The following is a 14,842-nucleotide window of genomic DNA, read 5'->3' on the forward strand; positions in this document are numbered from 1 at the left end:
TTATCGAGGTCAAGTACCCGCGGTAATTTAAAGCACATCGCTTAATTTCAATCACCGTCCGGCCTAATACGGAACGCATGAGAGTTATTGTATCGCTTCTATTTCGCTTCGGCCGAATCTTCATCCACCATGAGCGACGAGACATCAACAGCCTCGAAATTAACCGCGGTAACGCTGCGTAATTCCCTGAGGATATCGTTGTTCCATCGTTCATCGGGAGCACCCGATATAAAAACCGAACTGCCGTTGTCCGCAAGGATCATTCCGTATGTTTTCAGCGCCTGAAGAATCACCTTCACTTCTCTTGAGAAGCCGGTAACGTCGTAGCCGGACTTCAAGCGAAACCGTTGTCCCATGGGCGGATACGCTTCGTTCGTGATCGATGAAGCGTAATGCCGCGCGGGCCAGACATACTTTTTCTGCGTCTGGCTGACGGTAAAACGAAGGGCATGTTTGATTTCACCGGAAGCCACTTCATCATATCGAACAAGTCCGGGGAATATGGGGAGTCCCGCCGCATCTGCCGAAGTCCATCCGGCCGGCCTGAGATCGTTCGATTTCAAATCGAAACAGACCCCCGAATCGGCGTCCCACCTGTTCCCTTCCCTGTCCGGAAACGCCCGATATAACTCGTAGAGGACGCACCGATCGGTATCGATCGCGATGACATGGCGATCGCCGTCACCCTCATCCCCGCCCTCGACCGGTGCCGACAACGGAATCGGAAAAGGACCCGCATCGCTCTCTGCACCATATGCGGTATAATTGATGGTGACAGAAGGCTGTAAGGCGTTTACTGTTATAAAGGGTATGCCGATCGGGGCACCCAGATACGTTCCTGAGCCGAAATCCGGATGGAGGTATTTTTCCGTCCCGATCGACACGATATATTCGTCCGAATGGAGGTTGACGGGAAGATCGTCGACCGGTGTGTTCCATATATTGTTTGCGGGGAAGACGGGACATCCTTCGATGTCGGGGCCTTCGCCGATATTTCCCCTTCCCACCGTATCCTCGGATATATTACATGAAAGGTGTGCAGAAAGTATCATTACGATAATTATGAAAGGCAGGTATTGCGTTATTTTCATTGCCCGTTTTCCTCTTTTTTTTATAGCATCTTTATTTTGAAAAGTCAAATAAAATATGGACACGGGTTGAAAGAGGTAACGGCCGTATTGTTACGGAAATATGAACGCTTAATCCCTTGTAACCATCATTCGCAATGCGTTCTTTGCCAATCCATTGTGGGGAAAATCTCCAAGTACTTTTTTATATGTTTGAATCGATTCTTCCGTTCGCCCGAGCCGTGCCAGACAGAACGCCTTGTTCAAAAGTGCCTCTTCCGTAAAAGATGTTTTTGAAGCACTCAGCAGGGTGAAGAAACGATAACGGTCGATCCACCCGTATGTTTTAAAGAAAATATAACTTTGCTCGAAACAGAAAAGCGCCTCTTCCCACTTTCCTTTTTTGATAAAGGAAATACCTTTTCTGTGGTAATGGGGAATACGATATTTAAGAATGATCACGAGAACGACAAATAATCCTGTCGTAATAAAAACGATATAGTAGGAATTGATTTGAGAAAACCCGAGCATCAATAATATCAATATTATGATTTGTACGACGATTGCGACGACGTGAGTCTGTTTTATGGTCGGTATATGAGAAGACATTCGGCCTCCAAACAATTGCGATCGCTCCATCATAATATGCCGTTGTTGACTTACCGGTTTCGCTACCACTATTGTAAACAATACCACGTGAGGCCTCCGATTTCAATTTTTTACATTAAAATGAGATCTTGATTTCTTTTTGTGTACTTTATTCACATTGTCCGGCAGGAAATTATCGAAATGACACTGAGAAATAGCGGGGTTTACATCGATTGTGGGGTTTTCGAGACTTATGATTTATTATTCCCGTTCTCTCCCTTGTTTTTATTGCCATTGGTGACAATTTTCACGGTCGATATTTTATGACCGCTTATGTCCTGTATGATGAAATCGTTGTTCTCAAAGGTGACCTTCTCGTATTTTACGGGTATTTTACCGAAAAGATCGAAAACAAACCCCCCGAGAGTATCGAAATCGTCTGTCGGAAGGGTCATATTCAATTTCTCGTTCAGATCTTCGAGATTCACCCGGGCATCGCAGAGGTAAATACCCTCACCGATCTTCAATACTTCTTCCGTCTCATTGTCGAACTCGTCCTGTATATCTCCGACTATTTCCTCGATGATATCCTCGAGGCAGACGATTCCGGACGTGCCGCCGAATTCGTCAACGACGATTGCGATATGGGCCTTTCTGCGTTTCATCTCACGCAGAAGTGAGTTCAGTTTTTTACTTTCCGGGACAAAATACGCCTTTCTCATGATCGTCTTGATATCGATCCCGTATTCATCGCCCTTTACCAGAAAACGTAAAAGATCCTTTACATGGAGAATTCCAACGACATTATCGATAGTCGTATCGTAAACCGGAATCCGTGAATGCCTGCTTTCCGCCACCATTTCCAGCAACTCCTTCTCCGTTGTCTCAATCGATAGAAAGACCACATCGATTCGCGGTACCATGATCTCCCTTACCGATGTATCCGAAAGTTCGACAATACCTCGTATCATGTCTTTCTTTTCCCTGTCGAGATTTTTCAGGTCATTTTCCTCATCATCCGTCCGTTTCCCGAAAAACCTTTTTAAAAATCCCTTCTTTTTCAATGTCTTCCTCCCCTGTTTGTCTGAGGATAAGGGTTGAACCTCAGTTTATTTTTTAGTTTTTTTTTGTTTTATGTCACGTAACAATTGTTCCTGTTTCCTGATCATCGACGAATCCCTTTCATCGTGATCCATACCGAGTAAATGCAGAATTCCATGTACGAGCAGCCGCTCCATTTCTTCTTGAAAAGGGACATGAAAGCGACGTGCGTTGCGGAGGCATGTTTCCGCGGAAATGACGATATCACCGAGGCATTTGCCAGACTTATCATTGGCTTCTTCCCCGGGCACCGGATCTCCGTCGTAAAGCTGGCCGAATGCGAGAACATCGGTCGGTGTATCTTTTGACCGGTACATGTTATTGAGTCGCCTAATTTCTTGATCATCGCAAATAATGATGGAAAGCTGACCGTTTGTGACGTCGAGCATTTTCAGGACTGAAAGACAATACCCTTCGATATCATCCATCGATTGCAGTTTTTCCGTGTTTATGTACGTTATATCGACGATACTCGATTCAGATAAACCCGTCTCCCCGTTCATTTCATGATCTCTTTGACTTTGGGATATTCGATGCGTGAGTGAAAGTAACCGGAAAGAATTTGAACGAAGCTCTTTTTTATGGTCTCCAATTCATTGAACGTAAGTTGGCATTCGCTTAATTCGCCCGTCGTAAACTTGTCCATAATAATTTTCCAGATGTATTTCTCGAGTTTACCGACCGTGGGGCGTTTCAATGTTCGGGACGCCGCTTCGACCACATCCGCGAGGAGAACAACAGCGGCCTCTTTGCTTTTGGGGCGTTCACCGGGATACTTGTAGTCGTCTGAGGAAATCTTCTCGTTTTTATTTTCACTCATCGCCCGATGATAGAAATAAGTGATAAGTCCCTTGCCGTGGTGCTGTGCGATGATATCGATGACCTCTTCAGGCAGATTGAGTTCCTTCGCCTTTTCAACCCCGATTTTTACATGTGATTTTATCACCGCGATCGACAGACTCGGCTTGAGTTCGTCATGCTTGTTGTCATGAGTCTGATTCTCGATAAAATATTCCGGCTGATCCATTTTTCCGATATCGTGATAATAGGCGCCTACCCGTGCGAGAAGCGGATTCGCCCCTATCTCCGTGCATGCTGTCTCCGCAAGATGGGCCATCATGACCGAATGATTATAGGTACCCGGAGCCCTTGTAAGCATTTTTTTGAAAATAGGGGAATTCAAATCGGATAACTCGAGTAATCTGAATCGTGAGGCGAGGTTCATCATATGTTCAAGTAATATCAGCAGTCCTATTCCCAAAAGGCCGCACGAAAAACCGTTGAAACTCCCCAACCCGATTGCGACGAAAATTTCATCCGTATGGAAATTTCTTAACAGCCCCAGCGTAAGCAGAACAAACGAATTAAATAACGACAGGAAGAGACCCGCAATAATAAGATCGATCATCTTTTCTGTTTTTATGGTTACGATACAGCCGGCGATCCCGGACAGAAACGCGAAAATAAAAGCATTCGCATCCATTTTCGTCACAAAAAGGATCGCTGTGGAGATGATCAGCGTAAAAATTGTGCCGGCAAGGGGTGTGATGAGAAGGGAAACGACCACGGCAAATGCGGCGGTCGGAAGGTAAATGGAAATCGGCAGCCACTCCGATTCAAAGGGGATTTTCGTAAGGATAACAATCCATACGAGATAAATAAATCCAAGACAGATTAAAAGGAGTATCTGATTCTTTTTGAGTCTCAAGCCGATAATCCGTTTGTTCATTAAAAAAACGGCCATAGTGTAGAGTATAATGACGATGAACAACGATCCGATAATATTATAGATATTGAGGCTTATGTCACTCTCTCCATGAATCTTTATCTTTTTAAGGGCTTCTTCAGTGACGATATATCCTTTTTCAACAATGACTTCTCCTTTGCGGAGTTCCCTGTATTCCTTTTCTACCTGTTCGCTTTCCTTGTGCCTGTTTTCCTCTGTTTTTTCACTATTATAGAATGAGTTTTCCTGGGCAAACATAGTGACGAGGAGGATGACCAGGCTCTTTTTTACCTCATCCAGCGGAAGCGTCGTTGTCTTGTCCTTAATCCAGTCCTGGAGATTATTCATGCTGATCGCCTTGTCGATCGGTACCTCTGTATGTTCGTAGGTCCCCCGCCAATGATCGATTTTTCCTTCAGTAAAAAAATTTTCGTTTCGCGCGATAATTTCCTCAAGACGGCTGAAAATACCTTTCTCGAGAACCTCGGTGAGAATTTTTTCCGCAGCACCGACGACCTCTTCATGATTCGGGTAAAGCTTGATGAGGGCCTCGATCTCGCTGTTGCCGATATTATTGATGATGTGGGGAAGCTCGATCTGTATCTCATTCATGATCTTTTCGATCCCTTTACGCTGCTCCGCCCCGTTATAGACGATGGAAATAAAAAGTTCGAATTGTTTGAGACATTTTCTCGTGACATCCCTTTTGAGTTCAAAGACAGGAAGGACACTTTTCGCCCGTGCCTCTTTTTTCACATTTGTCGCCGCTTCGTCTTCATAGCGTATATTTCGTGTCACGATAAAGGTTTCAGGCGCCAATTCGTTCAGTTTATAATCGGATACTCGTACATGCGAAAACGGGATATCGAACCATGCTGAAATCAGGATAATGACAAACGTTAACACCGACGCGATCAAAATGGACAGAAATACCCACCGTATATATGATTTTCCCTGTATCCAGTCCGGCAACAGTGACGGATTTTTGAACTTATGAATCTTCGTGTAGGTTTTCATATGCCTGCACAATCTTTTTTACCAGGGGATTGCGCACAACATCCTCCTTGCTGAAAAAAATAAAACCTATTTCTTCGATTGTTTTGAGAATCGATATTGCATGGACAAGACCTGAATCCAGCCGATTGGGAAGGTCTATTTGTGTAATATCGCCTGTTATTACCGCTTTTGAGCCCCTGTCGATACGTGTGAGAAACATCATCATCTGCTTTTTCGATGTATTTTGCGCTTCGTCGAGGATGACAAAACAATCCGAGAGGGTTCTGCCACGCATATACGCGAGCGGGGCAATTTCGATAATATTACTTTCTTCGCATTTTTTTATCATCGGCTGCGGGATAATCGATTCGATTGCATCATATATTGGTCGCAAATAGGGATGAATTTTCTGTTCCAGATCGCCGGGAAGATACCCGAGACTTTCTCCCGCTTCAACGATCGGCCGCGTAATAATGAGTTTTCGTTTTTGATGAGAAAATACCTCTTTGAGGGCTTCTGCCACGGCGAGAAACGTCTTTCCCGTGCCTGCCGGACCGACACTGAAAACAATGTCCCTGTTTTTCATTTTTTCAAGATAAAGGGCCTGATTTTTATTCCGCGGAAATATTTTTTTAATTCCTTTTGGAACGAATATATGATGTTTCTTTAACAAATCCGCATCTTCGTGGTTTCCGTCTCCGATCGACCGGTGAACGGCGCGCAAAAGATCGGGATTTAAAAGCTGTCCCATTTTGATATGCGTTTCGAGTTGATCGAACATGGATTTGATATCGTCGATAACGCCTTTATCGTCAGTTTCGAGGACGATTTCGTTTCCTTGTGTGTGGAGTTTCACTCCAAATAACTCTTCCACCAATTTCAGATTCTGATCATTAACCCCAACAATATCGTGTATTATACTGCTATCATTGAGGACTATAGATAGGTTCTTGCTCAATAAATTTTCCTTGTATTAATTGTAGATATAAAAAAGGCGATAAGTCAACCCCCAATAATATTGAATGTGTCTCCCTCCCCTTTCATTTCCTTCTTGATTTCCGGGATTGGTATCCACTCGACGAATATCGATACCGTCGGATACCATTCTTTTTTCCCCGTCACAATTTCTTTAAAAGAACCGTTAAAATTCAGGGTAAGATCCCAGTCATAAAGGTGATGGACAAGACTCAGATTGAGTGTTTTCAGGTTAAAATTCGAAAATATCCTGTCTTCTTCGTTAAAAAAATTGAATGATTTAAAAAGATCATCGAAAAAATCGACAGGTTCGACGAGTCCGTCGGGGAGTCTGTCGATAAAACCGGGGATATAGAGGAAAATACTGTCATTGTATGAAGAAACGCTGAAGGTTAATTCAAGGAACTCGGCAATATTCCAGTTGAGTGTACATGTGATATTAAAATTACTTGCGGTAAATTCTTCAAAAAAAATGTTCAATGACGTTTCCAATGAGGATGATACTTTCATTCGTTTTTGCCAGAAATCCCAATTAAGAAGTCCCGTATTGTAACTCACGGTCAGCTTGTTGGGTAATAACCGTTTGGTTGTACCGTTATCCTCAACAAGTTGTTCATATTTCGAATCATAGCGAAACGGGAGCATTTCCTGCGCCGCAAAGATCGCAGTGAATCCGGGAAATTGTAAAGTCGATGTACTCGATGTCACTTTCTGATGAAACAAACTGTAGTCCACATTCTGATTGAGGAGGTACATGGAGGTACCGGGAATAAGGAAAAGCGATAACGCGGTTTTCGAATCCATCCACGCGCTTTCTTCGGTATCGTATGTCAGACTTTCGGACAAGATGAAAGCCGGAGAAAGGTTCACCGTTTCCGTTATCGTTACGGTATCGAAATACCAGTTGTTCTTCTCCTTTTCATACATCTTCGTGCCGACGGTTGTCGTGAGTATCCAGAAAGCGAGCGACATCGAAGGTTGTATTTCCATAAGCAGCGGAGGGAGTCTCGAAATATTACATATTGCCTTCAAGTCAAGAAATCCCGGATCGTATTCAATCATGTTGTTGAGACTGTGACTCGTTACCTGTTCCCTTTCCCAAAGAAACCAGTCGCTTGTATATATCGGTACACTCCCATCCAGTTCGTCAAATCTGTACTTATAAAACATCCAGGTGAGTCTGTAATTAATGTATGAATTGGTAAAGTCACGTATCGTGTATAATGGTTTGATCGTGGTATTGAGGCTTTTGGTAAGTGAAACATAGGAACCGTTGTAATCATTCGTGAGCTCATTTTCCCATGTCGTCTCCGGATAATCCGGTGAACGGTTGAATCTCGTTTTATACCATCCGTTAAGCGCCAGGCTTCCGTTTATGGTAAATAATTTACCGAAATATTTTGCCGAGTAATAGAGGCTTGCCGGACCCCCGGTTTGAAGAAGCGTCAGCCAGGTGCCGAAATCGATATCATCCACCTTTTGCCAGTCCGCCGCATCGTACTGGGTTTCCATCTTGAACTCGGGGGTGACCGAATAATCCAAAGAAAACTCGGAACCGGTTTCTAGCGTAACACCTGTGTCCTTTTCGGTAAATCCCTTGATCGCGGGTTCATGCAATTCTCCCCGTTTTACCGTCTCCGTCTGCCCGCCCGCTTCACCGGCCGTGCCCTGTTCTTCCGGTATCGCATGTTCTTTCTCGCCGTGGAAAGGCGGCCTGAACCCCTTTCCGGGATCGGCTTCGGATGCTTTTTCCTGCTTCTTCGCCGCGCCGGACGATCCAAAAGAAAGCAGTGTTCCACTAATATTGGCCTTTACGTCCGGTGCGAAAAGCTTTATCGGATAAAAGAATGTGCGGGCCGGATCGGCTGCGTAAAGAACATTATCGCCGTACCAGTTTTCCGCGTTTTTATTGTTCCAGTTGAAGTTGACGTTCATTCTTGAAATCTTCAATTCATTAATGTAGGGTTTGGGCATTAACGATGAAAAATCAATCTCCGAGGTAATCGACCAGGTGAGATTCTGCTTCAAATCGGGCAAAATCAGCGTAGTATCTTCAATTTCACCCATACCGATGAGTGAGGTAATATCGAAATCCTCCTTGCGTTCGTAAAAATCCTTTTCGAAATATGGATCGGAGAACAATTCAATTAATCCGCTTGTCGATAAAAAACCGAGTTTGACGCCGCTGAAAGAGGTCTCCAGTGCATAACGAAGCGGTATCTTCATGCCAAAGAGATTCGTCGAGTTCCAGTAGTCCTCGAGTTCATCGTCACCGTCACCGTCATAATGAGGAGTGTAAAAACCACCGTAAACATCATAAAACAGACTCCTGCTTGCAGCGACACCGCCTTTGATCTTGAGTTTTTGGGGTATTTCACCTTCTATCCCCACAAATCCTCCAAGGCGGAGGTAAACATCGATCATCAATTTGAGAAACCCGCTTACCGTTTCCGCTTTTGCAGCCTCATCTCCTTTTACCTGCCGCAGGAAAAGCCCTTTGATCTCTTTTTTATATTTTTTGGCGTCTTCTTCCGTCACCCGTAAAAAGGAAAACGGACTCTTCTTCTTTTCCTTTTCACCGACAAGATAGGTGGTTGTCTGCAGGAACGTTCCCTCCCGCTCCCTGTAACCGATAACCGGATGAAAAAACAATTCATCACCCGGATAGAAAAAAAACGGAATATAGAAAATCGGAACCGACCCGACATGAAACACGGCATTGAATATCGCCCATTCACCCGGAGCCAATACCCATATTTTCGTCGCGGTGATCTTCCAGTAAGGATTATCCGGGGATTTATCGGATGTTATCACTCCGTTATCGAGGATAATGGTATCGTCGGAAAGCCTCGAGATCGCATCCCCCATAAAAACAAACGTCGATGTCTTGCCTTCTTCGATTTCCCGTTCGGTCCGGCCCCCGCCGCGGTAAAAAACCCCCTCCCATGAATTGATATTGAAGGAAAAACTCTCGCCTTTGAATACTTCCGGTGTCCCCTCGCTTCGGGTCAGAATATATTCGATATCCTGTTCCGCGGTCAAAACATTTTGCGTTTGATTAAGGGTAATCCGTTGTGCTTTGATATGGTGTCTGACATTCTTTTCCAGATCGATCACTTCGACGACGACATTCCCTTCAAGGACAAGATATGATTCGTTTATTTCCCCGATAGTGAAATAGTCGGATTTTTTTGCCGATGATATTTCGATCTTTCTTTTTGGCGCCTTCTCACCGCTTTTCACCGAATTAGGATCGATGTTGTAAAATTTGAAAATCCTGTCCCGGATCGCCCGCACATCGCCGCTTTTGTCAATACCGATCTGCTCGCACCAGGAGACGAGGTCGTAATAGGTTGCCGTATTTATATCGTCTGCGAGGGTTTGCTCGAAAAGCGATAATGCCCCCTCCTCTTTCGATTCTTTTATATCGCCACCCGATTCACTTTCCTGTTTATCCGGAACGATACCTTCCCCCCCTGTTACCGGCTGGTCATCCTGTGGATAAAGGCCGATGCCCGAACCGAACATGAACAAAAGGATAATTAATTGTATAGACGGTATAATTTTTAACACGTTCCTATCTGTTTTTCTGCATGACCGGCTTAAGGTACCTGCCGGTAAACGACTTCTTACACTGTGTCACTTCTTCCGGTGTTCCGGCAACGACAACTTCTCCTCCCCTGTCTCCGCCTTCGGGCCCGAGATCGATGATATAATCAGCCTGTTTTATGACATCGAGATTATGTTCGATGAGAATGATCGTGTTCCCGTTATCCACTAAAAGCGAAAGAACCTCAAGCAGCTTTTTAACATCGTCAAAATGGAGGCCCGTCGTTGGTTCATCGAGAAGATAGAGTGTTTTTCCCGTACTCCGTTTCGACAATTCAAGCGAAAGCTTTACCCGCTGCGCTTCCCCCCCGGAAAGGGTGAGGGCGGACTGTCCGAGTTTGATATACCCCAATCCCACGGCAAGAAGTGTTTCCAGTTTGACGAGTATGCCGGGTATTTTATCGAAAAATCGGGCTGCTTCTTCGATCGTCATATCGAGTACTTCATAAATATTTTTTCCTTTATAGCGTATATCAAGGGTTTCCTGATTGTATCGCTTTCCTTTGCATGCATCGCAGGTAATATAGACATCCGGAAGAAAATGCATTTCGATTTTTATCGTTCCCGCACCCTGACAGTTCTCGCACCTGCCGCCTTTGACATTGAACGAAAACCTTCCCGCTTTGTACCCCCGTGCTTTTGATTCCGGAAGGGATGCAAAAAGATTTCGTATCGGACCGAAAAGTCCCACATAAGTGGCGGGATTCGAACGGGGCGTCCGTCCGATCGGACTTTGATCGATATTGATAATTTTATCGAACGTTTCTGTTCCTTCGATCGAATCGTAGCGCCCTTCTTTGTAACGCGTCCGTCTGAGCCGGTTTGCCACTGCCGGATAAATAAGATCGGTAAGGAGGGTCGATTTCCCCGAACCCGATACGCCCGTAATGACGGTAAAGGCGCCCTGGGGTATGTGAACATCGATATGTTTGAGATTATGTTCGCTTGCCCCCTTTATCGAAAGATACATACCGTTCCCGTTTCTTCGTTTTTCCACATTTCCGATTGTGAGTCTTCCCGACAGATATTGGCCGGTAAGCGAATTCACATTCTCCATGATTTCCCGGCACGTCCCCTGCGCGACAATGTAACCCCCATGTATCCCGGCTCCGGGCCCGAGATCCACGATATAATCGGCCTTTTTAAGACATTGTTCGTCATGTTCGACGACAATGAGGGTGTTGCCGATATCGCGGAGATGAAGCAGGGTATCGAGAAGCCGCTCATTGTCCCGTTGATGAAGACCGATCGTCGGTTCATCGAGAATATAGAGGACTCCGACGAGTTGCGAACCGATCTGCGTCGCCAGCCTGATTCGTTGTGCCTCACCTCCGGACAGGGTCGATGCCTTCCTTTCCAGTGTGAGGTATCGGAGACCCACGCTTTCCATAAATTTCAGGCGTGCGGTAATTTCCTTGATGATCTGGCGGGCGATTTTCTTTTCCGTCTCCGAAAGTACGATGTCATTGAAAAAACGGGAAGCATCTCCGATCGTAAATCCGCTTATCTCGAAAATATTCTTCCCGCCGACGGTGACGGCAAGGCTCTCTTTTTTCAATCGCTTGCCGCCGCATTCCGTGCACTCTTTCTGACTCATATACAACTCGAGCCACTGCTTCACCCCATCCGATTGCGTTTCGAAATACCGCCGTTTCAAATCATTCAATACCCCGCGGTAGTGTGTGGAGTATTCATACCTTCCACCGCGTTCTCTGTTTTCATATTTGATCTGTATCTTTTCCTTTGTCCCGTATAAAAGCTCGTGCAGCACATGATCCGGCAATTGATCCAGCGGGGTGTCGAGAGTAAATCCATAATGATCGGCCAACGATGAAAAAATACTTCTGTACCAGTTCGCCTGCGGGTTATAAGGGGCAATGCCGTGTTGATTAAACGAAAGGCTTCTGTCCGGCATGACCAGATCGGGATCGAACTCGAGGGTAATGCCGAGGCCGGAGCAATTGGGGCAAGCTCCATAGGGGTTGTTGAACGAAAAAAGACGCGGCTGTAATTCCCCGATACTGATCCCGCACTCCCGGCACGCGTTTACCTGTGAGAAAAACTCTTCCCGTTCCCCTGATTTATCGTATATGAGGAGAATCAACTTCCCCTCACCCACCTCGAGCGCCGTTTCGACGGCATCTGCTGTGTCCTTTCTTTTATCCGGTGCGATCTTTATCCTTGTTACGACAATCTCGACTGAATGTTTGGAGTTTTTGTCCAGGTTTATTGTATCGTCTATATCATAGATCATCCCGTCGACGCGTACTCTGGCGAATCCCGAACTTTTTATATCCTGAAGTATTTTCTGCTGTGTGCCCTTTTTCCCCTTGACCAGCGGCGCCAGAATGGCCGTCTTGGTTCCATGCCGCAGACTCATAATCGAATCGATAATCATATCGACCGATTGTTCCTGAATTTCCCTTCCGCATTCGGGACAATGCGGTATCCCGATTCTCGCAAAAAGCAGCCTCAGATAATCGTATATCTCCGTGACCGTGCCTACCGTCGATCTGGGATTTCTGTGGGTCGTTTTTTGTTCGATCGATATCGCGGGAGAAAGGCCTTCGATATAATCGACATCCGGTTTATCGAGTCTTCCTAAAAACTGACGTGCGTAGGCGGAAAGTGATTCGACATACCGTCGTTGCCCTTCGGCGAAAATGGTATCAAACGCCAGCGATGATTTTCCCGACCCGCTGATACCCGAAATAATAATGAGTTTATTTCGCGGGAGTTCGAGATGTATGTTTTTCAGGTTGTGTTCCCGCGCACCTTTTATGATGATATGTTTCATACGACGAACTTATTAACCTTATAAGCGTTTTTCGAGAAGGCTTTTCATTCCTTATCAGGTTCTTTCTGTGTAACCAATAAACGGGAAAAAGTCAATCACACCGCAAAACGTTTCTTTTTTTTCTTTACATCACATATTCATCATGATAGAATTATCGGGGATATTTCCGGGCTGATTGCACGATTACGGCTTAGATGAACGACATTGCCGCATGACATTCAATCAACATCGACCCGGATATATGACGGAAAGGAGGCGTTTCGGAAAGAACCGGTGTAGACTGCCGTCATACGCACCGGCTATTAATAAAAAATCAAACACAACTAAAAATGGAGGCAAAAAATGTACAAAAAAATAATAATTTTCATCACCGGCCTTCTTATCGTATCAACATGCCCTGCCCTTGCACAAGAAGGCTGCACATGCCTTTCCGGATGCGAATCGGTAAGCGATACTTCGACTAATTTCGAAAAAAACGGAAAAGGAGACTTTTGTTTTCGTTTCGACTGTATCGGCGGCTATATCAATTCATGGAATATGGAAACCGTTGAGATCAATAATGTCGATATCACCAATAAGTGGGTGCCCGCGATCTCGTTACCTGAAAAAATCGACGGCGTTTATTATGTTTTCTGCCGGGGAAATAATGAATGGAGTCATTTTGAAGCGATCGGCGGTTGCGGGTCGACGATTGAATCGACACCTGTTCCATTCGTTGCAGATATACCTGCCGCTGTCACGGTATCGTCGGAAGGAGATGGGGCCGTCGACATATCGGTATTTCCTCCCACACAGACCGTATATACGGGCGATGATGTGACCGTGGAAATTCATATCGCTTCGGAAACCCTAAAGATTGCCGCCTATGGTATTAATATCGGTTTTGATGATCTTCTGCTGGAAATCGATACTTCCATGGGCGTCAATGGCGTTCAGGAAGGTTCGGATGGTTTTCTTTCCGCCGTAAATATTCAAAAAGACGGAGAAATCAAAACAAGCGGTTTCGATACCGCAGGAAAGGGACCGGGGTCGGATCTGCATCTGCTTACCGTCTATTTCAAGGCAATTGAAGAGGGAATATCCGAGATCGATATTAATGTGATCGATCTTACCGACGAACATACACAAATGATCGGCTTCCTCCCTGTAACGGGCGGAAGCGTCGTTATTCTCGAATCCGGTACGGATCCGCAGTCGACCGCACCCCCGACATCACCCCCGGTCGAAACCGTCATGCCGACTATTTTTTCGTCCGATCCTCCCACCCCGCAGCCGACCCTTATCGGACCATCGGAGGACGATTATCCGGCATGGCGGGCACGCTTTTTCTACCGCAGGGGAGACAGGGTATTTTACGACGGCGTAAACTATGAATGCATCGCATGGTGGAGTTATAACCAGCGTCCTCCATATCATCCATATATATGGAAAGAAGCAGGTAAAGCCGTGACAAATCCTCCAACGCCCGCTCCCACCGATTCGCCGACATTCGAACCGACAAGCCCCCCCGCCATGAGCGAACCTCCTGCAGCGACGCCTGCCATGGAGGGGTGCATGTGCGATTCCTGTTGTGATACGGTTATCCAAATTTCGACTGATTTCACACAGGACGGACCCGGTGAATATTGCTGGTTTATTCCATGCGTCGGGAGTTTCATCAATTCGTGGAATCTTCTTACGCTTTCAATCAATGGCGTCGATTTTACAAACTCATGGAAAATTCCCGAAGAACTTCCCCCGCCGGTCGACGGCGGCTATTATATATTCTATCGCGGCACCTATACATGGAGTCATTTTGAAGCAAAAGGAATATGCGAGGGAATACCGACAGATCTACCCGCAACGCCGGCACCGGAGGTGACCGATACGGTATCGGAGGCCCCGACTTCCGGCTCGACTCCCGAACCGACTGCCGAATCCACAACAGAACCGACCTTAGCACCGACACCCGTTTTAACCGCAGTCCCGACAGCGGAACCGACC

9 protein-coding genes are annotated in these 14,842 nt (G+C 45.7%); 1 reads left to right on the forward strand and 8 read right to left on the reverse strand.

Annotated elements, in window-relative coordinates:
* Positions 1-98: 98 nt before the first annotated feature.
* The 8 genes from JW881_01335 to uvrA all read right to left on the reverse strand — a co-directional run bounded on the left by JW881_01335 (position 99) and on the right by uvrA (position 12,859).
* On the reverse strand, positions 99-1,091 hold the full coding sequence (locus JW881_01335) for a hypothetical protein (GenBank protein MBN1696129.1): 993 nt from the start codon (positions 1,089-1,091) through the stop codon (positions 99-101).
* A 108-nt stretch (positions 1,092-1,199) separates the two neighbouring features.
* Positions 1,200-1,676, reverse strand: a complete 477-nt coding sequence (locus tag JW881_01340; protein ID MBN1696130.1) for a tetratricopeptide repeat protein — start codon at positions 1,674-1,676, stop codon at positions 1,200-1,202.
* A gap of 230 nt (positions 1,677-1,906) precedes the next feature.
* Positions 1,907-2,626: an HlyC/CorC family transporter gene (locus tag JW881_01345; protein ID MBN1696131.1), complete on the reverse strand. Its 720-nt coding sequence runs from the start codon at positions 2,624-2,626 to the stop codon at positions 1,907-1,909.
* A 138-nt stretch (positions 2,627-2,764) separates the two neighbouring features.
* A complete protein-coding gene (gene ybeY / locus JW881_01350; protein MBN1696132.1) occupies positions 2,765-3,259 on the reverse strand; it encodes an rRNA maturation RNase YbeY in 495 nt (164 codons plus the stop codon).
* On the reverse strand, positions 3,256-5,499 hold the full coding sequence (locus JW881_01355; GenBank protein MBN1696133.1) for an HDIG domain-containing protein: 2,244 nt from the start codon (positions 5,497-5,499) through the stop codon (positions 3,256-3,258). Before JW881_01355 ends, ybeY begins: the two co-directional genes overlap by 4 nt.
* The gene (locus JW881_01360) at positions 5,474-6,436 is read right to left on the reverse strand and encodes a PhoH family protein (GenBank protein MBN1696134.1); all 963 of its coding nucleotides are present in this window, start codon (positions 6,434-6,436) and stop codon (positions 5,474-5,476) included. The genes JW881_01355 and JW881_01360 overlap by 26 nt, the downstream gene beginning before the upstream one ends.
* Positions 6,437-6,480: 44 nt before the next feature.
* Positions 6,481-10,026 (reverse strand): LPS-assembly protein LptD, encoded by a 3,546-nt coding sequence (locus tag JW881_01365; protein ID MBN1696135.1) that lies wholly within the window; start codon positions 10,024-10,026, stop codon positions 6,481-6,483.
* Positions 10,027-10,030: 4 nt separating this feature from the next.
* Positions 10,031-12,859, reverse strand: a complete 2,829-nt coding sequence (gene uvrA, locus JW881_01370; protein ID MBN1696136.1) for an excinuclease ABC subunit UvrA — start codon at positions 12,857-12,859, stop codon at positions 10,031-10,033.
* A gap of 342 nt (positions 12,860-13,201) precedes the next feature.
* Between uvrA and JW881_01375 the strand changes: the two genes are divergently transcribed.
* Positions 13,202-14,842, forward strand: a 1,641-nt coding sequence (locus tag JW881_01375) for a hypothetical protein (GenBank protein MBN1696137.1), incomplete at its 3' end; no start/stop codon positions are given.

The organism is Spirochaetales bacterium (assembly GCA_016930085.1).
Lineage (GTDB): Bacteria > Spirochaetota > Spirochaetia > SZUA-6 > JAFGRV01 > JAFGHO01.

Bases quoted from the DNA above. Each gene is read 5' to 3' on its own strand.
- JW881_01335 (MBN1696129.1), bottom strand. From the start codon at position 1,091: ATGAAAATAACGCAATACCTGCCTTTCATAATTATCGTAATGATACTT.
- JW881_01340 (MBN1696130.1), bottom strand. From the start codon at position 1,676: ATGTCTTCTCATATACCGACCATAAAACAGACTCACGTCGTCGCAATC.
- JW881_01345 (MBN1696131.1), bottom strand. From the start codon at position 2,626: ATGATACGAGGTATTGTCGAACTTTCGGATACATCGGTAAGGGAGATC.
- ybeY (MBN1696132.1), bottom strand. From the start codon at position 3,259: ATGAACGGGGAGACGGGTTTATCTGAATCGAGTATCGTCGATATAACG.
- JW881_01355 (MBN1696133.1), bottom strand. From the start codon at position 5,499: ATGAAAACCTACACGAAGATTCATAAGTTCAAAAATCCGTCACTGTTG.
- uvrA (MBN1696136.1), bottom strand. From the start codon at position 12,859: ATGAAACATATCATCATAAAAGGTGCGCGGGAACACAACCTGAAAAAC.